The 22,031-nt window shown below is 46.0% G+C and carries 18 protein-coding genes; 2 read left to right on the top strand and 16 right to left on the bottom strand.

Annotated elements, in window-relative coordinates:
* Positions 1 to 24 precede the first annotated feature (24 nt).
* From ACPWMG_RS06845 to ACPWMG_RS06775, 15 genes are all read right to left on the bottom strand, one after another.
* Positions 25 to 1,245: a TIGR04063 family PEP-CTERM/XrtA system glycosyltransferase gene (locus ACPWMG_RS06845; protein WP_483303903.1), complete on the bottom strand. Its 1,221-nt coding sequence runs from the start codon at positions 1,243 to 1,245 to the stop codon at positions 25 to 27.
* Positions 1,242 to 3,176 (bottom strand): XrtA/PEP-CTERM system amidotransferase, encoded by a 1,935-nt coding sequence (locus tag ACPWMG_RS06840; protein WP_483303902.1) that lies wholly within the window; start codon positions 3,174 to 3,176, stop codon positions 1,242 to 1,244. Before ACPWMG_RS06840 ends, ACPWMG_RS06845 begins: the two co-directional genes overlap by 4 nt.
* 26 nt (positions 3,177 to 3,202) lie before the next feature.
* A complete protein-coding gene (locus tag ACPWMG_RS06835) occupies positions 3,203 to 4,324 on the bottom strand; it encodes a TIGR03088 family PEP-CTERM/XrtA system glycosyltransferase (protein WP_483305196.1) in 1,122 nt (373 codons plus the stop codon).
* A 29-nt stretch (positions 4,325 to 4,353) separates the two neighbouring features.
* Positions 4,354 to 5,634, bottom strand: coding sequence for a nucleotide sugar dehydrogenase (locus tag ACPWMG_RS06830; RefSeq protein WP_483303901.1), 1,281 nt, complete (start codon positions 5,632 to 5,634; stop codon positions 4,354 to 4,356).
* A gap of 12 nt (positions 5,635 to 5,646) precedes the next feature.
* Positions 5,647 to 7,245, bottom strand: a complete 1,599-nt coding sequence (xrtA, locus tag ACPWMG_RS06825) for an exosortase A (RefSeq protein ID WP_483303900.1) — start codon at positions 7,243 to 7,245, stop codon at positions 5,647 to 5,649.
* Positions 7,245 to 8,540 carry a TIGR03087 family PEP-CTERM/XrtA system glycosyltransferase gene (locus tag ACPWMG_RS06820; RefSeq protein ID WP_483303899.1) on the bottom strand — a complete coding sequence of 432 codons (1,296 nt, stop codon included), beginning with the start codon at positions 8,538 to 8,540 and terminating at the stop codon, positions 7,245 to 7,247. Before ACPWMG_RS06820 ends, xrtA begins: the two co-directional genes overlap by 1 nt.
* Positions 8,474 to 9,541 carry a FemAB family XrtA/PEP-CTERM system-associated protein gene (locus ACPWMG_RS06815; protein ID WP_483303898.1) on the bottom strand — a complete coding sequence of 356 codons (1,068 nt, stop codon included), beginning with the start codon at positions 9,539 to 9,541 and terminating at the stop codon, positions 8,474 to 8,476. The genes ACPWMG_RS06820 and ACPWMG_RS06815 overlap by 67 nt, the downstream gene beginning before the upstream one ends.
* 2 nt (positions 9,542 to 9,543) lie before the next feature.
* Positions 9,544 to 10,371 (bottom strand): XrtA system polysaccharide deacetylase, encoded by an 828-nt coding sequence (locus ACPWMG_RS06810; RefSeq protein WP_483303897.1) that lies wholly within the window; start codon positions 10,369 to 10,371, stop codon positions 9,544 to 9,546.
* 31 nt (positions 10,372 to 10,402) lie between these two features.
* A complete protein-coding gene (wecB, locus tag ACPWMG_RS06805) occupies positions 10,403 to 11,491 on the bottom strand; it encodes a non-hydrolyzing UDP-N-acetylglucosamine 2-epimerase (RefSeq protein WP_483305195.1) in 1,089 nt (362 codons plus the stop codon).
* Between the two features lie 71 nt (positions 11,492 to 11,562).
* Positions 11,563 to 12,660, bottom strand: a complete 1,098-nt coding sequence (locus ACPWMG_RS06800) for an XrtA/PEP-CTERM system-associated ATPase (RefSeq protein WP_483303896.1) — start codon at positions 12,658 to 12,660, stop codon at positions 11,563 to 11,565.
* A 3-nt stretch (positions 12,661 to 12,663) separates the two neighbouring features.
* Positions 12,664 to 14,187 carry a TIGR03016 family PEP-CTERM system-associated outer membrane protein gene (locus tag ACPWMG_RS06795; RefSeq protein ID WP_483303895.1) on the bottom strand — a complete coding sequence of 508 codons (1,524 nt, stop codon included), beginning with the start codon at positions 14,185 to 14,187 and terminating at the stop codon, positions 12,664 to 12,666.
* 62 nt (positions 14,188 to 14,249) lie between these two features.
* Positions 14,250 to 15,182 (bottom strand): XrtA-associated tyrosine autokinase, encoded by a 933-nt coding sequence (locus ACPWMG_RS06790; protein ID WP_483303894.1) that lies wholly within the window; start codon positions 15,180 to 15,182, stop codon positions 14,250 to 14,252.
* The gene (locus ACPWMG_RS06785; protein WP_483303893.1) at positions 15,179 to 16,771 is read right to left on the bottom strand and encodes an XrtA system polysaccharide chain length determinant; all 1,593 of its coding nucleotides are present in this window, start codon (positions 16,769 to 16,771) and stop codon (positions 15,179 to 15,181) included. Before ACPWMG_RS06785 ends, ACPWMG_RS06790 begins: the two co-directional genes overlap by 4 nt.
* 74 nt (positions 16,772 to 16,845) lie before the next feature.
* Positions 16,846 to 17,430, bottom strand: a complete 585-nt coding sequence (locus ACPWMG_RS06780; RefSeq protein ID WP_483305194.1) for an XrtA/PEP-CTERM system exopolysaccharide export protein — start codon at positions 17,428 to 17,430, stop codon at positions 16,846 to 16,848.
* Between the two features lie 230 nt (positions 17,431 to 17,660).
* A complete protein-coding gene (locus tag ACPWMG_RS06775; RefSeq protein WP_483303892.1) occupies positions 17,661 to 18,533 on the bottom strand; it encodes a ThiF family adenylyltransferase in 873 nt (290 codons plus the stop codon).
* 777 nt (positions 18,534 to 19,310) lie between these two features.
* Here ACPWMG_RS06775 and pepA point away from each other — a divergent pair.
* On the top strand, positions 19,311 to 20,141 hold the full coding sequence (pepA, locus tag ACPWMG_RS06770; RefSeq protein ID WP_483303891.1) for a flocculation-associated PEP-CTERM protein PepA: 831 nt from the start codon (positions 19,311 to 19,313) through the stop codon (positions 20,139 to 20,141).
* A 217-nt stretch (positions 20,142 to 20,358) separates the two neighbouring features.
* A complete protein-coding gene (locus tag ACPWMG_RS06765; RefSeq protein ID WP_483303890.1) occupies positions 20,359 to 20,862 on the top strand; it encodes a low molecular weight protein-tyrosine-phosphatase in 504 nt (167 codons plus the stop codon).
* Between the two features lie 28 nt (positions 20,863 to 20,890).
* Here the strand turns inward: ACPWMG_RS06765 and ACPWMG_RS06760 are convergent, their stop codons facing one another.
* Positions 20,891 to 21,898, bottom strand: coding sequence for an NAD-dependent epimerase (locus ACPWMG_RS06760; RefSeq protein WP_483303889.1), 1,008 nt, complete (start codon positions 21,896 to 21,898; stop codon positions 20,891 to 20,893).
* Positions 21,899 to 22,031: the final 133 nt, after the last annotated feature.

Here is a 22,031-nt window from a genome sequence, read left to right as displayed (position 1 = left end):
CAACCCGCAGCCCAGAAAGCTCACTCATTGCGTAACCGACGTACTCAACACATCACGATAGGGCGTTGTGTAATTCGCCACGCTGTTCGCCCAATTTCGCTCATGCTCAACAAAACGCCGGCCATTGGCACGCAGCGTTGGCCAGGATGGGGCCCGTTCCAACAGATCTACGACTGTTGAGGCCAACGAGTCAGCACTTCCCGCACGAAACAACATGCCTGTCTCACCATGCCGAATCAACTCCTTGTGGCCACCTACATCCGAGGCAACTAGCAAGCGTCCTTGGGCCATAGCTTCCAGCGGCTTCAGCGGGGTAACCAGTTCGGTTAAGCGCATGGAATGCCGGGGATACACCAGCACATCCACTAAGTCGTAATAACGGTTGACTTCAGCATGCGGCACTCGGCCCGTGAAAATCACCTTGTCTGCTATCCCCATCGCTGCGGCCTGAGCCTTCAATGCTGCATCCTGTGGACCACCACCCACAAGCAGAACGCGCACGTTTGGCACTTTCGCGACGATGCTCGGCAGGGCCTGCAAGAGTAAGTTCAGCCCTTCGTAGGCATAGAAGGATCCAATGAACCCAAGCACGGTACAGCCATCCAATCCCAATTGCGTGCGAAGCGCAGGATCCGGAGTACCTCCGAGCTCAAAGGAATCGATATCCACCGCATTGGGAATCACAGTCACTTTATCGACCGCAATACCACGGGACACAATGTCGGCACGCAAGCCTTCACAAATCGTGAACACGTGCTGGGCCTGACGCAGAACCTTGGTCTCCAGAAATTTGGTGAAACGGTAGCGAGGACTACCTTCCGTCGTCGTTCCATGGTCAACGGCCGCATCTTCCCAAAACGCTCGCACCTCGTACACAACGGGTATGCCCAAGCGTTTGCCAACACGTAGTGCCGGCATGCCATTTAACAACGGTGAATGCGCATGAATGATGTCGGGGCGCACGATCTTGGCCACTTCTTCCAGGCGACGCTCAACCTGTTGCATCAGGGCGAACTCCCCTAGCCCAGGCAAACCACTTAAAACGGAGGTGGACGGTGGGGTTCGGTAAAAGTGCCAACCGTCAACTGTCTCTTCCGCCACCGAGCAATCAATTTGCTTTGGTGTTGTAATGTGGAAAGTCTCCCAGCCACGCTTGCGCTGCTCTCGCAGAATGGAAAGGCTTCGAAACGTATATCCACTGTGCAAGGGAATGGAGTGGTCAAATACATGCAAAACACGGGTCATGCAGTTGCCCCTTCGGCCACATCGCGTAATGCCTCGGTGGGCTCCGCCACATTTCGCAGAAACGCTTCAAACATCAGCAAAGTCCAGATTGGAGCGCTATAGTCACTAGCTCCAGATTCGTGGGTTTCCACAAGGTGTTCAAGGTACCGCTTGTTAAACCAGCCAGTAGCAGCCAAACGTGGACCTAGAACCGCGTCACGCACGCGCTGCCGCAGTGGACCACGGAACCAACGAGCCAACGGCACTGAGAAACCCATCTTAGGCCGATAAAGCACATCATTTGGCAAATGCGGCTCCATGGCTTTCTTGAGCAAATACTTGCCTTCCTGCCCTTTGATCTTGATGGAGGATGGCAACGTCGCTAACCATTCCAACAATTCGTGATCCAACAGCGGCTCGCGTACTTCAAGCGAGTGAGCCATGCTGGCACGGTCAACCTTCGTATTAATGTCGCCAACCAAGTAGGTTTTGATATCCAAATACTGAATCAATGCGAGTGGATCATCCGTATTCGCTTTAGCGGCATGATGCTCAAACACTTCTTGCGCGGTGTAACCGGCAAGCTCGGTCTTGAAGCGGTCACTGAAAAGCTGGTCACGCATAGGGCCGCGCATGATCGACACGGAATGGAAATAAGCTTCCACAGAGCTACGTGCCATCCCCTCAAACGTCGTTTTAGCTCGGAACATACGCGGAGCCCAATCGGCCTTTGGATACAGCCGTCCCAAAGTGCGAAACAGCGGTTGTCGCAGCGCCATAGGCAAGCTGGAACGCATCCGATCTTCCATCAAATGCATACGGTAACGTCGATAGCCACCGAAGCCCTCGTCTCCTCCATCGCCAGAAAGTGCGACGGTGACATGTTTACGCGCCAGCTCACACACGCGGTACGTTGGGATCGCAGAACTATCGGCATAAGGCTCGTCGTAAAGCCGTGCCAACGTATCAATCAGGTCGAAATCGTCCGATCGCACAGTCTCAACATGGTGGTTCGTTTGATACCGGTCCGCCACCATCTTCGCAAACTCAGACTCATTGAATGCAGGATCATCAAATGCGATAGAGCATGTATTAACTGGCTCATTTGATAAGCCGGCCATCGTCGCAACCACAGCACTTGAGTCGACCCCACCCGACAGGAAGGCTCCGAGCGGCACCTCTGCAATCATTCGGAGACGGATGGACTCCTTCAAACGGTGATCCAGTTCGGCGCAAGCATCGTCCACCCCGACAGGATTATTCAAGGAAAAATGCAAATCCCAATAGGCTTTGGGCTCTGGCAGAGGTTGCCCACGTCGAATCAACAAAGTGTGGGCTGGTGGTAATTTGCGTGCCTGATGAAAAATCGTTCTCGGTTCGGCAACATAACCCAATGCGAAATACTCTTCCACTGCCAACGGGTCCATGTCTCGCTTTAACCCGCCGTGAGCCAGAAGCGATTTAAGTTCTGACCCAAAAATGAAAGAGCCATCGTCTAACAATGCATAGTAGAGGGGCTTGATCGCGAGACGATCGCGGGCCACAAACAAAACCTGCTGGTTCCTGTCCCATAGTGCAAATGCAAACATTCCGCGAAAACGGGACACGCAGTTCTCGCCCCATTCCTCCCAAGCGTGCACGATCACCTCGGTATCACTACGTGTGTGAAAGACGTGGCCGAGCGCCTGCAACTCGGGGATCAAATCCTGATAGTTGTAGATTTCGCCGTTAAAAACAACCACAACTGAACCATCTTCATTGAAGAGCGGTTGCTGCCCAGTCGCAAGATCAATAATGGAAAGCCGTCGATGTCCAAATCCAAGACCTGGCTCGAAGTACAGGTCTCCCTCCACCGGCCCCCTGTGCCGTTGAGACTCGTTCATGCGATGCAACGTCGCACGATGAACATCTGCCACGCCGCGAGTGTCGAAGATTCCGGTGATTCCACACATATATTTTTACTACCAATACATTGAGGTTATTGACGGACTGAATTTACCTGGAGCATCTCGTCATACAACGACTGATACCGCCCCACCATCGCCTGCAAACTGAAATCCCGCTCGACACGCGCTCGACCAGCTAGTCCCATTTTTCTTGTTGTCGGCCGATCACAATACATCTGCACCAAGCTATTGGCCATTGCTTCGACATCCGCAGCGGCGACCAGTAAACCAGTCTCTCCATTCGACACTAAATCCGCGTTTCCGCCCACATCTGTAGCCAACACCGGAAGCGCAGTTGCCATTGCCTCCAAGATTGTGTTCGAAATACCCTCCGCCAAAGACGACAAAACAAAACAATCGAAAGATCGCATAATTTCCGCAACCTGGCTTTTCGCGCCTGGTAACCAGGCCAGATCAGAGTAGCCAGCTTCGGAAAGCAGTGCACTACAAACAGCTCTTGTAGGCCCATCCCCAATGATGACGAGCCTCATGTCATGCTCAAGCGCTGGCAGGATCTCAAGCGCACGAATAAACGCCTTTACCAGCGTCACATGATCTTTCACCGCCTGCATTCTTCCGACAGACCCAACCACCCAATTCTGAGAATTGGAAAAAGGAGTATTTGCAACCGCAGTGTCCAAGCCATTAGCAGCGAACCTTGAGGTATCCACGCCGTTATAGATCTGCGTAACCCGGCTTGCATCCACATGCACCTTCTTCACAAGGTATTCTGCAAGATCCTTTGACAAAGCCACATAGCGCTGCACAAATGGTCGGTAAAAACGGCGAAGGCGCTGATACTTAATGCTACTGCCATCCAAATCCTCAACATCTCGTCCATGCTCACCATGAATCCTGCAGGCACAACCTGCCAAAAAAGCAGGAACCTGCACCTCAAGCGCAGCAAGATTTCGCGTGTGAACAATTGCTGGCCTTAATGTTTTCAAAACACGAAACAGCGCCGGGTAGATCTTAAAGCCGTGCCCAGGAGGTTTATGCAAAGCGATAAATTCAACATCCTTGACACAAATACGGTCACGAAAATCCGTAATATCAGTAAGCGAAATCACTGCATGCCGATATGTATCGGCAGGCATATGATTGATTAGATTAACAATCCCATTCTCCAACCCACCCGTATCGAAACAATACACTATGTGGGCCACAAGCGGCCGAAGATCTTCTACAGGCGCCACAACTTGAAACCAGCGGCCTGAAGAGCTTTTTCGTCATAAACTGCCTTTACATCGATAAAAGCACCACCATCAATCACCTTGGCTGCCAATGCTTCAACTGGTAAATTGACATAATCATTATGAGCTACCGCCACAACGATTGCATCGGCACGCGGCAACTCGGCCCAGGTTTTCAATTCAACGCCATACTCATGAAGTGCTTCTGCCGCATCTGCCTGTGCATCCGTAACGTGAACTTCTACACCGTAGCTTTTCAATTCATTGATAATGTCGATGACTTTTGAATTTCTCAAATCACCACAATTTTCTTTAAAAGTCAAACCGAGTAAATTAACCTTGGCCCCTTTCACCGAGCTACCCGCAGAAATCATTTTTTTGATAGTTTGCTCTGCAATAAATTTGCCCATGCTATCATTAATTCGACGGCCAGCCAAAATAACTTGCGGTTGATATCCTAGCATTTCCGCCTTATGCGTCAGATAATATGGATCAACTCCTATGCAATGCCCACCAACCAATCCGGGTTTGAATTTCAGAAAATTCCATTTTGTCCCGGCAGCGGCCAAAACATCTGATGTATCAATTCCAATTTTATCAAAAATAATTGAAAGCTCATTCATCAAAGCAATATTCAAATCTCGCTGAGTATTTTCAATCACTTTCGCCGCCTCCGCCGTTTTTATGGAGGCAGCACGGTAAACACCTGGAAGAATAATACGCTCATATAGCTTCGCAACCTTATCGAGTGTTTCCGCAGAATCACCAGAAACTACTTTCAAAATCTTCACCAATGTATGTTCTTTATCGCCTGGATTAATTCGTTCAGGCGAATAACCTACATTAAAGTCCTTTTTCCATTTGAGCCCGGACTCTCGCTCCAGAACTGGAATACAAACCTCTTCTGTCGCGCCAGGGTAAACAGTTGATTCGTAAACCACAGTAGCGCCTGCTTTCATGTGGCGCCCAACCGTAGTGCTAGCCCCAATAAGTGGTCGAAAGTCTGGAATACGCGCCTCATCCACTGGCGTAGGTACGGCCACAACAATAATGTCAGCCTCAGCCAGCATAGCCGGGTTCGACGTATAAACCGCATGCTCTGCTGCATGCAACGCCTCATCTGGCAACTCCCTTGAAGGATCTACGCCCTTCACACAGGAATCTACCTTGGATTGTGAAATATCAAATCCGATGGTGCGACCTTGCTTACCAAACTCCACGACCAATGGCAAACCAACGTAGCCGAGCCCAATCACGGCAATAACAGTCATTTCATACCCCTTTTACGATTTTTCAATTGTAGTAATGACACTGCCACCTCCAGTTCGTGCAGCGTGCAATAGTTCATTAATTTGTGAATAGTTATCGCGCAAAAAAATATTTAACGTCTTTTCCGAATCAACGCTAGGCTCACGAAGGACATGAAGCACGATAACGGCCGCATCGTCTCCGCGTCCTAATAGCTTAGAAAGACCGGTATATATTTTTACCAAGTAGTCGTTATCTGTAAAACGGCCATCAGTCCAATAAAAATACCAAACATCCATTTGCTGTTCGCGCAAACCTGCCAAGCCGTTGATATGACTCAACCTTGAAGATTTTACTAAAATAGAAGTTTCCGGCAACTTAACTTCATTTTGCCCACGGCTCACTATATTCCAATGAGAATCCTCACTACGGACCAATACATTATCAGAACTTATAAGTTTTTTATCAAAAAATTGATTTCGATAATACCCAATATACAAACCTATTCTTTGATCAGCATTTTCATAAACCTCTGAAATTTCGGAGGCTGAATTTTTGTATGCGGGTCTCCAACCATCATCGGAATTTTTAAGCAAATGCCAATTCTTCAAGCTCAGAGGAGCACTCAGATGAACCGCTGCTAAATTTTGCGTTGCATTTATTTTTATTGCAAAAAATATCGGAAAAGCACAAAACAATATAGAAATAATGCATCCAATCCAAACCCAACTTGGAGATGCTTGCCTAGCAGACGCTTCAGAAAAATTCTGTTCTTTTCTCTCCAAAGAAGAGGAAGCTTCAGCCCATCGAATTCCAATCATAAACATTGAAATCACAACAACACCAAAGAATAACCATCCATAAATAATATGATCGACACCTACAGCAATTGTATTACCAGAATAATGTCCAAGCATCACAATCATGTAAGCACGAAGCCAATTTGCGAAAATTGGAACAATGATAGAAATTCCGATAAAAATAATACGCCGCTTAGTGGAAACGTAATTCAAATAGGCAAACAATGTACCAACCGTTAATGAAGCAATCAGATACCGAACTCCACTACACGCCTCTACCACCGACCAATTCCCAGATGGAATAACAAACTGCAAACCATCTCTATATACAGGGATACCCGTCAACCGTAATGCGTAGATTGTGAAATTGGCCGTCCATTCCATCAATGTAGGCAACAAAAACTCACCAACTGGTACTGCAAAGAAAAGAAATCCCAACGGAAAGACAATTACCCGAGCAACTGAAAAGCCCAAAACCAAAACCACGCTTGAAATAACCAAGCCTATAAATGCAAATTGCGCCACGGAGTTTGTCGCAGTAATGCTACCCAAAAGCCAAAATGCCCCTAAACATGCTATGGGAATTAGCATTAGAAAATTCGGCTTCGGTGTCAGCTTTGATAGCTCAGTTCTTTTCTGCCAAATAAGCCACAATGAAATAGGCAAGACCAAAAAACAATGCGTAAAGGTTTCCGAACGCTCCCATATCTCAATCATTGCAAACAATGTTTCTTTATATAAGAAACAGATGCAAGCCAGCACCAACATAAGTGCCATCCCTGCGGACACCCATAAGCGACGACTAGGATCGGAGATTAATGAATATTTTTCCATCAGAAAACTTCAACTGCACAATTAGAAATGTGCCGATCAATTTGAGCCAAATGAGCCTTCCAACTAAAGTCTGAAATCACCTTATTTCGAGCAGCAAGCCCCATCGAATTGGCTTCATGGGGATATCTCAATAAATTCATTATTTTCTCGAAAAATATCAATTCATTCTTTGCGGAGAAAATTTCAACCCCCTCCTCTGCCTCGATAACTCTCACACATGAGTCACTGGCAACCACAGGTTTCGCCATTGCCATAGCCTCTAATATTTTATTTTGTATTCCCCGCGCGACTCGCAAAGGAGCCACAACTACGGCCGCATGCTGGAGATACGGTCGCACATCCGAGACGGTGCCTGTAACAGTTACATTCGGTGAGCTCAAAGCCTCTACTGCGGCAGTCGGATTGCGGCCAACAATATAGAAATTAATATTTTTATTTTCATTTAATAGCTTCGGCAAAATAGACTTCACAAACCATTGGACAGCATCAATATTTGGCCAATAATCCATTGCACCAGTAAAAACGATCGGAACCTCATCTTTACCAGAAGCATCTTTCAAGAATGGGGAGATTCTTCCGTCAATTGGTGAAAAGTAAACATCATCTACCCCGTTCATTAATGTACTGACGTGTTCCGAGGCAGTTGGTGCTAATTTACGATATAGTTCAACCTCTTCGTCAGTTACCAAAAATGTCTGCTTGACATTTTTAGAGATCGCCATCTCGAAATCAAGGAGATAGCGACTCTCTCTTTCAAAAACCCAAGACATTGGCCAGCTACGTGCCTGAGAATATTGCTTCCATTTTTCCGAATCAACATCAACAAAATCAACCAACGTCGTTGAATATTTGGATTTGGGCACAAATTGCGCCATGGCCGAAGAAAAAACTACAGTCAGGTCAATATTTTCTTTTTCATATATTTTATTTACCCAACGAGTCATTTCTTTGTTTTGATAAAAGCGAACTGTCAACGACTCGCCAAAAAGAAGACCCACCGTAGATTTTATCTTCGTCAGACTTACATTTAAATTAATCACTTTAGCTTCAGCGCACAGCCCCTCTAATACAGGCACATGCACCTTATCCGCTGAATCATCTAGAAATGTGCCCAAAAACACACGATGCGATGCCAGCAAGTGTTTCAAAAAGTTAAACGAACGGACCTTATCACCTTTATCAGGCGGATAAGGAAGTCGATGAACCAAATATAAGATATTTGCCAAAATCAACCTAAATTCTTTACGATATGAGGACCAATAAAATTGGCAACAGATATTGGCAATTTTTTCCACAAATTAATCATTAGCTCATATTTTTTATTACTCGGATTATTTTGTGGAATTTTAGAAATTTTATAAAGTTGATACTCATAATGCAATTGAGTTGGAACAAAGCCCCAGTTTTTCTTGAAAGCATATGATCCAGTACCGTTTTTGCTTCGCCCATAATCAAATATCTGAATACCTCTACGTGCAGCCCGGCTCATAAGGTCCCAATATTTGAAATCATTAGCGGCCAAATGACGTGCGCTCTCGTCGTCACCAGCATAATAAGGCAGTACTTCATTTTTGAAGTAAAAACTCAGCACGCTACTTAACGGATTACCACTCTTGTCAACGACAGTCAAAATTTCACAACTAGAGCCAAACTCTTTCTTTAAAGCTTGAAAATATTTTTTCGGCATGGCAGGCGTTCCATGTCGCTTAACATTATCAGCATATAAATGGAAGAAACGATTTACGTCAGTGTCGACTTCTCCAGACAACTCATTCTTGATTCCCTTCCGGACCATTGCTCGCTGTTTTCTCGGAATGGCAAGCATATTTTTCTCATCGTCAAGAAAAATTTCCTTTCGAAAAGTCACATACAAATCTTGAGTTGGCCAACTGCTTTGAGATGGTTCAATGTTTCGAAATTCTAAATAATCGACATCAAGTTTTTTAGCCCAGTTGATCGCAGCCATCTCTAGCGCATTAGCCGCATCTGACGAATCTGCAACGATTCCTCCATATACGCCAAAAGACATACTAGTCAGAGATCTACCAAAAAGTCGGCTGTTGATGTAGACAAGAGGAAGAACGCCAATAATTAATCCGGCTTGCTCTACGTATATAAAAATAGTCTGATGTTTAAATACGCTAGAAATTACATTCTGCCATCCTGCCCTGTGAAAAAAGGTACTTTCAGGTGATGACAAAACATACTGGTCCCACCTAGCCTGTTGCTCGAGATCATTTAGGCTCAGTTGTTTCAATGTTAATTCTCTAGGGTCATCTATCACAAAAGAATTCATTTCTAATTTTTCAGAAAAATCTGATCCATCCTGCCCCATTGAAAATCGCTTAAAAGTAAGCGCAAGCGTGCTTCCATTTTTGAGATATTCACGTAGTGCCTAAATTTTGATTTTTTATCAATGCCACCAATACGAGGTTGGTTCACATCAATTTCCCAAGGATGAAAGTAAAAAACGGTTGACTGGATATCGCCAGTATTGATTTTCTTCAACATCCATTTCGATACTTGATAAGGTAAAAGTCTAAAATATCCACCGCCAGCTGATGGAAAGTTTCTATTAAAAGCACGTAATGTTGTAACCGGGATTTCCAACAAATTCTCCCTCACCGGATAACAAAAGCGGGGGCTATTTGGCATTCCGTAATGATCATGCTTAATAGGATAAACACTGGAGCTATAAAGATAACCAGCCTCCTTCAGCACATCAAATGCCCATTCATTTTTTTCATTTATAGAGAAGCTAGGCGCTCTATACCCAACCACTTCAACGCCAGTCAAATCCTGGAGAATTTTCTTGGCCAATCCTACATCTTTTAAAAACTCTTCTGGACTCTGATTGCTTGCGCGTTCGTGAGAATAACCATGACTTGCCAACTCATGACCGTTGTTCACAATAGATTTGGCTACATGCGGGTAGCGCTCAGCGATCCAACCCAACGTAAAAAATGTTGCCTTGACATTTTTATCAGACAACATTTTCATAATTACATCAATATTTCTCTCTACGCGACATTCCATCTTCTCCCAAGAATCCCTGGCGATATAAGGAGAAAATGCTGAAACTTGAAAATAATCCTCGACATCAATAGTAAATGCATTCTTTATCATTTAAAAATCTCATCAATAGTCAAAGGATGACTTATTTTTCGTAAAAGAAGGCTGAATGCATATCGACGACAATTCGATCTGCTGCGTGACCATCCCAAAACTCGGGAACCCTTCCACGTTTACCATTTCCATTAAGAATAATTTCAACCTCATGAAGAAGCGTCTCGGGGTTAGAACCGACGAGAGTGTTAGTACCCTGATCTATAGTAATAGGACGCTCTGTATTTTCGCGGAGAGTCAAACAGGGCACACCAAGTGCCGTAGTTTCTTCCTGTATTCCACCGGAGTCAGTGAGAACAACAGTAGCATCTCTCATCAATCCAAGCATTTCCAAATAGCCCTGAGGAGGTAGAACAATAGAAAATGCAGGATTTATGAATTTTTGAAAGCCAAATTTTTCAATATTACTCTTTGTCCGAGGATGAAGTGCAAATATCAGCGGCAATCGAATTGAAATTTCATTTAATACACCTAAGAGTCGCTGCAGAACATTCGGATCATCTACATTAGAGGGACGATGCAAAGTAACCAATCCATATCTTTTATTTTCTTCTAAATTTGCTGCAAAATTCTGATCAAAATATTGAATGGTTTCAACATAGTGTTTCGCAAATTTCAAATTTTCTCTTAGAGAGTCAATCATCACATTACCAACAAAGAGAATATTTTCATCATCTATTCCCTCTCGATTTAAATTGATACTCGCACTACGTTCTGTCGTGTAGAGTTTCGTTGACAATTGGTCCGTTAAAATTCGATTAATTTCCTCGGGCATAGTTTTATCGTTACTTCTTAGCCCTGCCTCTACGTGCGCGACAGGTATACCCTTTTTATTAGCAACCAAAGCACATGCAAGAGTCGAATTGACATCGCCGACCACAACAACGCACGATGGCTTATGCTCATCTAAAACGGGCTCAAAGCGCCGCATAACTTCTGCTGTTTGAATTGCGTGTGAGGCACTTCCGACCTCTAGATTAATATCAGGAACAGGCAGGCGCAAGTCTTCAAATAATCGATCACTCATCGCTGCATCATAATGTTGACCAGTATGAACCAGCAAAATTGGCCAATCAGGCGAAAAATTAGAAAAGGCCTTCAAAATAGGTGCCATTTTCATAAAATTAGGCCTTGCACCAACTACACAAATGACCGGTGCTATATTTTGGCTTAAGATTTTTTCAGTATTTTTCACGCGTCTCTTCCTGAGTTTCGCTGCAGTACGGCAGTAAATTCACGTAGCGCCATTAGCATTTCATGAGTGCGCAACTCAACATTTTGTAATCTTAGTTCAAGAGCCTGTAATCCAATCGCAATTCCAACAGACCCGCTTTCCGTCATCTGTGCTGAAATTTTTTCCAAGATAGCTTGCGAATAATTTAAATTACGTGAATCTAAATCCGGCAAATTGAGATTAGCAAGCGAGTCAGCGCCATTAATAAAATTAGTATCGCTTCCGACTGGTGAGGGCGCTCTTCCTGCTTCATGTTGAATTTCAAGCGAAACCTCTTGTACATCTTCAGAACGTAATGTACTCTTGTCCTCTAAAAATCCGAGGAGCAGAAGGCGATCACATAAGGCATTTATACGCCTCGGAATACCACCACTCGCTTCAAATATTGCATCGAATGCTCCGGTTTGAAAAGTGGGTTTTTCGGTGCTCCCTGCACACTTCAGCCGATGTTCAATATAACCCTGCGTTTCGTCGCGGTCCATTGGTCCAATATGGCACGCAGCAATAACACGTTGACGCAATTGCTGCATCTGAGAGTTCTGTAATATCTCTCGGAATTCTGGTTGACCGACTAAAAAACTTTGAAGAAGGGCTTGGTTACCATATTGAAAGTTGGAAAGCATTCGCAGTTCTTCTACGGCTTTTACAGTAAGGTTTTGAGCTTCATCAACAATTAACAAACATCGTTTACCTTGGCTGGCTTGTGTTACCAGAAAAGCTTCAATGGCAAGCAGCAAATCAGCTTTAGACACATCCTTCGTATGCACGCCGAAGGCAGCTCCAACCATTCTCAAAGTGTCCTCTGCATCCAGGTGTGTACTTACCAGATTTCCAGCAACAACTTTGTCCGGATCTAAACTCTCCAATAACCCTCGAACTATCGTTGTTTTTCCAGCACCAATCTCACCTGTAATAACAATGAACCCTTCATTACGAAGCAATCCGTACTCTAAATAAGCTTTCGCACGGCGATGCTGCTTACTAGCAAAGTAATATGTTGGATCTGGATTGAGCTGAAAAGGTTTTGCCTTTAGCCCATAAAATTCTTCGTACATTTATTAAAATCTAATGTTTAAACCGCCAGTTATGGCAGATTCATCATATGAAGTTGTATCACCAGACGAAATAGTTCTTCTAACCCCAAGGGTTGAAGTTACATTTGGGCTGAGACGAGTTGAATAATTTAAATTTAAAGACCGTAATTTAGTAGAAAAAAGGCCACTATCACCAGATGACAACTGTTGAGTCAACGAAGTACTGAGTACAGAAATGGGGTTCAACTTGTGCGAGTAACCCAAGGTCACTCCATTTTGGTTGATAGACTGTGAATTCGAAAAATCTCCCAAAATACCTGTACCGTCTGTTAATCTTTGACTTTGTGTTCGGATTGCGGTAAATGTAATAGTGTCCCGAATTCCTAATAGCGCAAAAGTAAACGATTGACTTCTCAGCATATTCAACCCCGCAGTTGAATACCCCCCTACAATCTGGGTAGCTGGATCAATTCCGTTGTTTGACAAGAATGCATTCACCATTCTTGCCCGCTTAACCGGATCAGGTTCAATCGATGAAAACTGTGAGAAAAGCAAATCATAGATAGAGCCTAGACTTGCCGTTCCTTGATCGGCCGGAGTTTTCGATATGTTTTTATTATCTGAGAAATACCACGCCGTTCTCGGTGTTCGATGCTCCAAAGTAACGTTATAAGTCCTGCCGTAAGAATGATTTTCTGTATTGGCGGTTAACTTTGTGGTTACTGCCGGGCTCCACATAAGTCCACCGCCAGCAAAACTACGCGAGTCTTGGTTAACTGTAATGTAATTATCGGACTCTCTCCCGGCAATCGCAGTCAACACTAACTGATCAAGTATGGGATACTGCACACTACCTCGAAGGACGTCAGCAGTTGTTTTCCTTCCCGGATCGTAGTCGACAATACTTTTTGTTAAATCAACATTCCATCTAAGTCTATTAAAAAGCTCACGACTGCTTAACCGAAATAATCCGTCATTCGCAGAAATATCTGATGCAAGCGACGATTTACTTTTTGTTGTAGACGATGTATACCTTGCTTCATATGAAGCAAAATCTGCAAATGCCCCTTTTACATAAGGAGAAAACTTAAACGACGAAACTTCCGTCTTGTTGTCATTAATATTTGTACTTCCAATGGATGGAGTGCCAAATGCAGAAATATATTGCTGTGATATTGAACCGTTAACATCAATGAATGCCCAGTTATCGACCAACTCGGCGGTTCCGTTTGCAGTTAATGCATTTTGAAGTTCATTTTTACTTGAGTTTTTTGCGTAAACTAGTTGATTTAACGAATAATCAATATTTCCTCGGATACGCCCACGGCTACTGGACCAGCGAAAACCTGGGCTAATTTCAGTTAGAAAATCAGAACTCGAGTTTCTCGAACTTAGGTCAACATTATTGGTATATGTTCCATTAATCGACACACGCGGTTCAAATACGTATGCAGCATCCCCTCCACCATTATTATCTTGTGCAAGAACCAACTGGCTTGTGCAGATCGATCCCAGCAGCGCAATAGTAGTAATAATTTTACGTTGCATCTTATTAAATTTGAAAACTGCCAGTTGCAGTATCCCAAGTATCTATATTTAATTATTACTACTTAAGCTGCCTGAGGCTGTTCGTAACCGTAACCATACCCGTAGCCATAACCACCCTGTGAGGAGCTACGAACCTGATTAAGTACCATCATTTTCACTGGACAGTTTTCAATCGATGCCAAAGCGTGCTGAACATCTGCTTGCAGTGTTTTTTGCGCATGAACAACCATAACAATTTGCCCCATATGAGAAGCAAGAACCCGCGATTCTGTTGTGAGCAGTAATGGGGGAGAGTCAAATATGATGATGCGGTCTGAGTAGCGATTCGCAATATTTCGAATGAGTTGGGACATCGCATCGCTTGCAAGTAATTCCGTTGCCCTTAGATGAGGCGTCCCACTGGGCAATAATGTCAACTTATCGATATTTGTGCGCAGGAGCACCTCCGACATATCCGCGACATCCCCAACTAACAAATCCAGCAATCCTGGACTGGCAGGCAATCCCAGCATTCGAAGAACCGATGGTCTTGCGACGTCCGCATCGACCAGCATTACGGTGTTGTCCAGCTCTGTAGCAATACTCATTGCCAAATTCAGGGCGGTAAAACTTTTCCCCTCACCAGCTAAAGCACTCGTGACCATGATCAGATTTCCGTTATCGATCGTTGATGCACCTTTGCCCATAGCGTTTGTGATTAAAGGACGTTTAATCACACGGTACTGATCAGAGATCTGAGAACGAGGTGAATTCGGACTCACAAAACCTGCAGAAACGAGCATATCCAGATCAAGATCAACTCGTTTAGAGACAGCCTTAGATACCGTCTTTTTACTTGAATCGTTCTCGGTTGAAATCAAGCTTTCATTAGTCTGTTTTGCTTTGTAGGAATCGCGTTGCGAGTCAACTAAATCATTTGCTTCACTTGGAATAGAAACACCTGCACGTTTCAGTTGTTCCAATCGTCGTGCCGCCTGCTCAATCAAACTGCTCATATCAAACTACCTCCAACACGGCCCGAGAGAAACGCCAATGCCATGATGCCAAGAACAAAACAAACGACCAGTCCACCAAGGGCAATGAAAAACCGCCGCAAGTCGGAGCGTTCCTTTTGACGAACCGAATCGCTTACAACCAGGGTCACGATACCCAACAAGGGCAGATCGACTACATTTTGTAAAGAGCGTGCATCATGGAATACGGGGCGCAGCTGGCTTGCTGCAAACGCGGTAAATCCACCAGCCCCAAGGGCTACAGCGAGCACAAGTAATAGCAATAACATTCTGTTTGGTGCCACAGGCTTCGGTGACACCCGCGGAGGATCAATTAATCTGAAATCAGCAACACCAGCGGCAGACTCCAAATCTCCAGACAGAGTTGCAGACTCTCTTCTCGAAACCAGGTCTTCGTAATTCTTTTTATTAATCGCATAATCTCTATTTAACTGCGCATATTCGGCTTCGATTTGTGGCGCATTTTTCATGGAAGCCAGCGCTTTACTGTATCGATTTCCATACTCTGCAACTCTCGCGCGTAACGCAGCCACTTGCACCTCAGACGTAGCCATTGCACGACTCAATTCCTGTGCAGCTAAGCTGCTGGTGGCGGTGACCGCGCCAGGATTACTCGCAGCAATCTTGCGCAACTCCTGCAACTCTTTCTTTTTTTGATCTTCCAAATCTTTAATCAACCGGCGAGCGCCTATCACGTCCGGATGCTGATCGGTATAACGTTGTAGCAGCGCGTCGAGGTTTCTCTTTTGAGCGTCAATGCGGCTGTCAATTTCAGGCGTTGCAGTGTTTTGAGCAGACTCCTGCATCAAACTTTTTGAAGCCAAATTCGCAGACTGGGATTTTTCTATATCGAGTTGCTGCTTTGCTGCATCTCGTGAATTTTCTGCTTCACGAAGATCAAGTTTGGCTTGCTCATATTGAGCATTGATTTCACCAAGTCGACTGGCCATATCTGGTCCATTTTCAGTTTGAGAATCAATATTCTTTAACTTGAACTCTTTTAACCTAGATTCAGCCGCTTCTAATTTGGCTTCATAGGTTTTAATTTGTTCTCCGATAAATTTCTTTGCGGCATCCGTATCTTTACGGCTATCGCCCAAGCTCGATTCAACAAAAATAGACACCAGAGATTGAACGACCTTTTTAGCTTTTTCCGGATTTGAATCTTGAAAAGAAAGAAGGTATAAATTATCTCGACCCGTTGTACCAATTTTCAATGTTCCCATTAAATTTTCAACGAGTCCATCTTGGCTCGACTTGCTTTGATTTCCGTTCAAGTCGAGATCCGCCATTCGAATCAATTTTTCGACATTTGGACGAGTAATCAACGTGCGGCTCAGCATTCCAATCTGTTGATCCACATTTGGCTGCACTGCCAAACCAGACATCAGCGGTTTTAAGATCGATTGAGTGTCAACATAGATGCGTGCCGATGCTTCGTACTTGTCTGGCACACGAACAACGACGGCAGCGCCTACAACTCCAACTACCCACGCAACTAGAAGCCCTAGCCAGCGATGCTTCCATGCGCCCTTGCCGAAGGTCAAAATTTGGTTAATTAACTCGTCCATGGATTAGTGCAGCAGTATTATCGGAAAAGGCTTCATCATTAAAAATTCCTGAAGATAAATCACACAAAGAATTATCAAAACCAGCCCTGAGGAATAATCAAAATATCTCCAGGCATCATTTCAGCATTACCTGACACATCACCACGTTTGACTAAATCTTTTAATCGCACCGAGTAACGCTTTCCGCCCTCTGATGTTCGTAAAATTGAAGCCGCATTTCCATCCGCAAAATCAGTCAACCCACCTACAGCAATCATGACATCAAGGACAGTCATTTTTTGCTTATAAGGCAAAATCTGCGGTTTAGCAGCCTCTCCAACAACGCGAATTTGTTCACTATAAGGACCAACAAACCCAGTCACGATAACAGTGACAACTGGATCGCGAACATATTTCGCCAATACAGTTTCAACTTCACGCGCGACTTCTATAGAAGTTTTCCCCTGCACAACCAATTCATCAACCAAGGGGGTGGATAGCTTTCCATCCGGACGAACCGGAACGGACATAGACAATTCAGGATTACGCCAAACGATAATATTTAGAGAGTCGCCAGGACCAATAATATAGTTGTAATCTGGGCTTGCCGCTAATGCTGGAGCTTCTGGATATTTATCGGAAAATGTTGAGCAGCCTGTTAGCGCAAAAGAAAATGCCATCAGGCATAATATTTTTGCCTTTTTAGAAAAACCAAAACTGTTGTTCTTCAAAATAATCCCCTCTAAAAACTTAAATACCAAATAAATACAAGTCGGTGGCAAATATAGCCTACATCACTTGACGAAGTTGCAAAAAAAGTCACACATTACAGTCACTGTCGCCTGCTTGGATTCATTTCTATGCAATGCATGTAGTCGCCTGCTGTTGAACAGGCCTGTGCTCAACACGGTCAACTCCCCCCTTGCAAGACGGGACGGATAAATTTCAGCAAGAGTTGCTGCAGCGGGTTTGCATTCCCAAATGGTCTCCATGTGAACTTTAATTTTTGATGGTATGCATCAAAGTGCATCCCCCACGGAGCTGCTTTGATACTTCCTCTTCCCAATAAAACCTTTAATACAGATGTGCCCATGACCCCCGCACACATGTCGCATGCCATCACGGTCGAGGGTCCTCGCCGCTCGGCAAAATTGACGGCCTCTGGCGCGACAAGGTAGTCTCGATTCAACATAGCAGGAGACAGGCCGGCAATAAATCGCGCGTACTGTTCGTTCTGCTCATAACCTTCAACCTTGAAATAGTCCTCAAAACTCATTCCATCAGGCTTGAAATACAAGAAAGCGGTTCCCATGCCCAAAGGCGCAGCCGTCAGCGCAGGGATCCCTTTTTCTCGGCACTTGGCAAATACCATTCGTCGAGCTGGTAGCGCAAAAAAATCCAAACCATCAACGTAAACGTCAATGTCCTTCAGAAATTCATCCACGTTTTCCGGCTGAACTCCCTGAGGGAACAGCTCCAGCTTCAACTCAGGGTTAATGTCCCGTGCCAGCTTCGCCACTGTATCGAGCTTCGGCTGTCCCATGAAAGGCATGAAAGCACCCGCCTGACGATTCAGGTTGTGAACATCAAAGTCGTCAAAGTCTGAGATATGAAAATTACCGATGCCCAGGCGAGCCAACGTCAACAAGTGCGCCCCCCCCACTCCGCCGAGTCCAGCAATCGCGACACGGGCTCGGCGCAGTTTCGCCTGCTCCTCAGTCGTGATCCATCCGATGTTTCTTGAAAACGCGCGGCTGTAATCGAAAACAAAAGAGGCAGCCATTTAACGCTCCAGCATTGTTGGTTTTGTAGAGTCGATCATTTTGCACATTAACCCGTGTAAATCCACCACGAGATTCGATGTCATCACACAAATTCATCGTCGGACACACACCCTAAGCCATGGCTCCAGGCAACAGCGAGTGGGTTATGCAGACACCCATGGTCACCTGCCTTACCACTGGCCCGTCAAAGCCTTGCGCACCCATTCATCAGAGGCCAGAGTCACTGCATTCGCGGTTTATAACCTTGAGTAAGTTTGAAAAAGTCACCACTCACAACTGCGCCCCGGTAAACGACACCATCAACATAAGGTTCGAAGTCACCCACAAAGCCCTGATCTGTTTTTTGACAAAAAGTGCTAGTCCCCTACCGCCAACAAAACGGCAGAGCGTCAACCTCTCCAACACGAGCGACTGCTTCTAGTGCCACCAGTTGCATCTAAGTGCGGCAATCTGTGAGTTACATGGAATGCTCTACCCTTGTCGCCCAACATGGAGTCGGTTTTTTTTACACATCACGTTGCCACAGCGCGAGGCAGCAAATTGACGATGCCGTGAAGAAAGAGTCAGCTACTCCAGCACGCTCCCCCTGACTCCACCTGAGAAAAGGCACTCAGTCGAGATTTTTTACACAGTCTGTGTTCAACAATGAGGCATTGAACGTAAGCCTATGAAATTGTTCGACTTTTACAATTGGCACACAAAATGCTTTCAGTTCTTACGCCAGCGATCATCCATTTGTCCATGACATTTTTCTTCTTACTTCAAGGAGTAACACTATGAAATTCAACTTCGCAAATCTTGCGGCATCTGCAGTTTTAAGCGTTGCAGCAATCACCAGCGCCCACGCGGGCTTGGTTCAAGTCAACGAAACAAATCTCGGCCTCGGCGACTATGTCGTTAACGGCATCGCGAAGCTGAATGGCGGCTACAGCGAAGTCATCACGGTCGACCCCCTTGGTTCGTACGGCCCTACTTCGTCGTTCGGTGCGGCTGCGTTCGCCAGCTTTGGTCAGTATTACGACGCCAATAACGATGTCATCAGTGCTGCCGCTTACAAAACCTCCCTGGGCATTCCTGGTGGCTACACCTTGTTCGCAGTGTTCAACTCGACAGGCTATGTCTCCAGCGCTACGTCGTTTACCGGCTTGACTGGTTCCTTCACGTTGTACGCGGTTGCCGGTGCCATTGCAACCGCTAACCTGGATCCAACAAGCGGCTACACCGCAGCTGGTTACACACTTACCGACGTAGGTGCTCCAGGCTACTCCCTCTACACGTTGGCCACCAGCAATGTCATGTTGTCCGGTAGCGGCGATGGCATCGGCTCACCGTCTACATCGTTTAAGTTCCTTTTCGATGAAGCCAGCTTGACCGATGACGGCAAGAAGTTCTTCACGGATCCGGTTCCTTTCTACATGACCGTCAACGTAAACGGCGACATCGACAATGGCTTGCCTGCTACCGGCCCTGGTCTGTATAACACTGTTAAAGGCGATGTCAGCGCCGAATTCGCCAACAAGATCCCAGAACCAGGTTCATTGGCTCTGATGGGCTTGGCTCTGGCTGGTTTGGGCATGAGCCGCCGTCGCAAGGACGCCGCCAAGTAATTTGGTAGCGGCCACCAGAAGTCTCGGTATTTTCGAGTCTTGCCAAAAAGCGGAATGCGAAAGCATTCCGCTTTTTTCGTTTTTGGAACCGATCTTCTATGGTTCAACCGACGATACATTAGTCTTTACTGAGGCGTTTGAAGCAAGCGTGTACAGACGCAGAAGTCTTTCATCTTGTCCCTAAAATATGCACCTCGCACAATAACGGTTCCGCCACATGGTTGGCCTATCAAATTTCGGAATGTCCCCCAGCCAGCGTATGACAAGGATCCTGATGGTTTGCACGGCCAACATATGCAGATCTCCAATGGCGGAGATTGTGGCGACCCAAAAGGCTCAGCAAAGAGGCGTTGGGCATATAGTCCAATTTAGTTCCGCAGGCACTCAAGCAGGTAAAGGCCTCAGTCGGCCTGACGCACGCGCTAGGCAAGCGCTGGAGAGACGCGGATACAAAGTTCCCAAGGGGCGCTCACGCAGAGTCGATTCAAAGGATTTTGAGCAATTCGATCTGTTGCTCGCAATGGATCGCTCACATATGCAGATATTGCAGCGACTGTGCCCCGCAGAACACCAACATAAGTTAAAACTTTTTCTGGCGCTGTTAAAAAACGAAGCTGCTGACGAGGTACCCGACCCTTACTACGGCAACGTAGAAGGGTTCGAGCGAGTGCTGGACTTATGTGAACAAGGCGTTGACGATTGGCTTTCTAGGCTAGCTTGACTACGTTTTCAAGCTCGCCCCGCGCAACTCAAATCTTGTAGTAGTCCCGGTACCAGGCCACAAAGTTTGCGATTCCCGTTTGCACAGAGGTGCCGGGTACGAAGCCAACCCAGTCACGTAAAGCGTCGGTGTTGGCGTAGGTCGCGGGCACATCTCCGTCCTGTAAAGGCAGCAGGTTCTTCTCTGCCTTGATGCCCAATGCATCTTCAATACATCCGATGAAATCGAGCAATGGCACAGGATTGTTATTGCCGATATTGAATACACGGTAGGGAGCGTTGCTGGTAGCAGGATCAGCCAGAACCGAGTCATACGCAGGGTTGGCTTCGGCGGTGCGATCCAGGACGCGAATCACACCTTCAACGATATCGTCGACATACGTAAAGTCGCGCTGCATCTTGCCGTAGTTGAAAACGTCGATGGCCCGACCTTCGAGGATGGCCTTGGTGAACAGGAACAAGGCCATGTCTGGACGCCCCCAAGGGCCATACACCGTGAAAAAGCGCAAACCCGTCGTTGGCAAGTTGTACAAATGGCTGTAGGTGTGCGCCATCAACTCATTGGCCTTTTTAGTGGCGGCGTACAGGCTAACCGGGTGATCGACGCTGTCGTGCTCCGAAAACGGCATTTTGGTGTTGCCACCGTAAACGCTGGAACTAGAGGCGTAGACGAGATGCTGCACCTTGGAGTGACGGCAGCCTTCCAGAATATTGGTGAAACCGACGATATTGCTGTCGATGTAGGCGTGCGGGTTCTTCAGCGAATAGCGCACGCCGGCTTGTGCCGCCAAGTGAATGACGCGGTCAAACTTTTCTGCTGCAAACAACGCCTCCATGCCGGGACGATCGGCGACGTCGAGCTGAACAAAACGAAAACCCGGCTTGTCCAGTAGACGCTTTAGGCGGTCTCTCTTGAGGTTGACGTCGTAGTAGTCGTTCAGGTTGTCCAGCCCCACCACTTCATCGCCGCGTGCGAGCAGCTTCAAGCTCGCGGTGCTACCGATAAAACCCGCTGCGCCAGTGACCAGAATTTTCATGAACCAACCTTTTAACTACTGATGTATGTGAACAGCCGCCAATCTTAGCGTGGTAATCCGAAAACACTCACTGCAAAGTACCGCTATTCCACTGCGCCGGGGAAAATGTCTAATCTAAGTGCAAGCAGACGCC

It is taken from the genome of Hydrophilobacter chitinilyticus (genome assembly GCF_049860745.1).
GTDB lineage: Bacteria > Pseudomonadota > Gammaproteobacteria > Burkholderiales > Burkholderiaceae_C > Rhodoferax_B.
This window is presented reverse-complemented; position numbering and strand designations above follow the sequence as displayed.

What these genes read in the sequence shown, in the direction of transcription:
- ACPWMG_RS06845 (WP_483303903.1), bottom strand. Translation starts at nt 1,245, where the DNA reads ATGACCCGTGTTTTGCATGTATTTGACCACTCCATTCCCTTGCACAGT.
- ACPWMG_RS06840 (WP_483303902.1), bottom strand. Translation starts at nt 3,176, where the DNA reads ATGTGTGGAATCACCGGAATCTTCGACACTCGCGGCGTGGCAGATGTT.
- ACPWMG_RS06830 (WP_483303901.1), bottom strand. Translation starts at nt 5,634, where the DNA reads ATGACTGTTATTGCCGTGATTGGGCTCGGCTACGTTGGTTTGCCATTG.
- xrtA (WP_483303900.1), bottom strand. Translation starts at nt 7,245, where the DNA reads ATGGAAAAATATTCATTAATCTCCGATCCTAGTCGTCGCTTATGGGTG.
- ACPWMG_RS06815 (WP_483303898.1), bottom strand. Translation starts at nt 9,541, where the DNA reads ATGAATTCTTTTGTGATAGATGACCCTAGAGAATTAACATTGAAACAA.
- ACPWMG_RS06810 (WP_483303897.1), bottom strand. Translation starts at nt 10,371, where the DNA reads ATGATAAAGAATGCATTTACTATTGATGTCGAGGATTATTTTCAAGTT.
- wecB (WP_483305195.1), bottom strand. Translation starts at nt 11,491, where the DNA reads ATGAAAATGGCACCTATTTTGAAGGCCTTTTCTAATTTTTCGCCTGAT.
- ACPWMG_RS06800 (WP_483303896.1), bottom strand. Translation starts at nt 12,660, where the DNA reads ATGTACGAAGAATTTTATGGGCTAAAGGCAAAACCTTTTCAGCTCAAT.
- ACPWMG_RS06795 (WP_483303895.1), bottom strand. Translation starts at nt 14,187, where the DNA reads ATGCAACGTAAAATTATTACTACTATTGCGCTGCTGGGATCGATCTGC.
- ACPWMG_RS06790 (WP_483303894.1), bottom strand. Translation starts at nt 15,182, where the DNA reads ATGAGCAGTTTGATTGAGCAGGCGGCACGACGATTGGAACAACTGAAA.
- ACPWMG_RS06785 (WP_483303893.1), bottom strand. Translation starts at nt 16,771, where the DNA reads ATGGACGAGTTAATTAACCAAATTTTGACCTTCGGCAAGGGCGCATGG.
- ACPWMG_RS06780 (WP_483305194.1), bottom strand. Translation starts at nt 17,430, where the DNA reads ATGGCATTTTCTTTTGCGCTAACAGGCTGCTCAACATTTTCCGATAAA.
- ACPWMG_RS06775 (WP_483303892.1), bottom strand. Translation starts at nt 18,533, where the DNA reads ATGGCTGCCTCTTTTGTTTTCGATTACAGCCGCGCGTTTTCAAGAAAC.
- pepA (WP_483303891.1), top strand. Translation starts at nt 19,311, where the DNA reads ATGAAATTCAACTTCGCAAATCTTGCGGCATCTGCAGTTTTAAGCGTT.
- ACPWMG_RS06765 (WP_483303890.1), top strand. Translation starts at nt 20,359, where the DNA reads ATGGTTGGCCTATCAAATTTCGGAATGTCCCCCAGCCAGCGTATGACA.
- ACPWMG_RS06760 (WP_483303889.1), bottom strand. Translation starts at nt 21,898, where the DNA reads ATGAAAATTCTGGTCACTGGCGCAGCGGGTTTTATCGGTAGCACCGCG.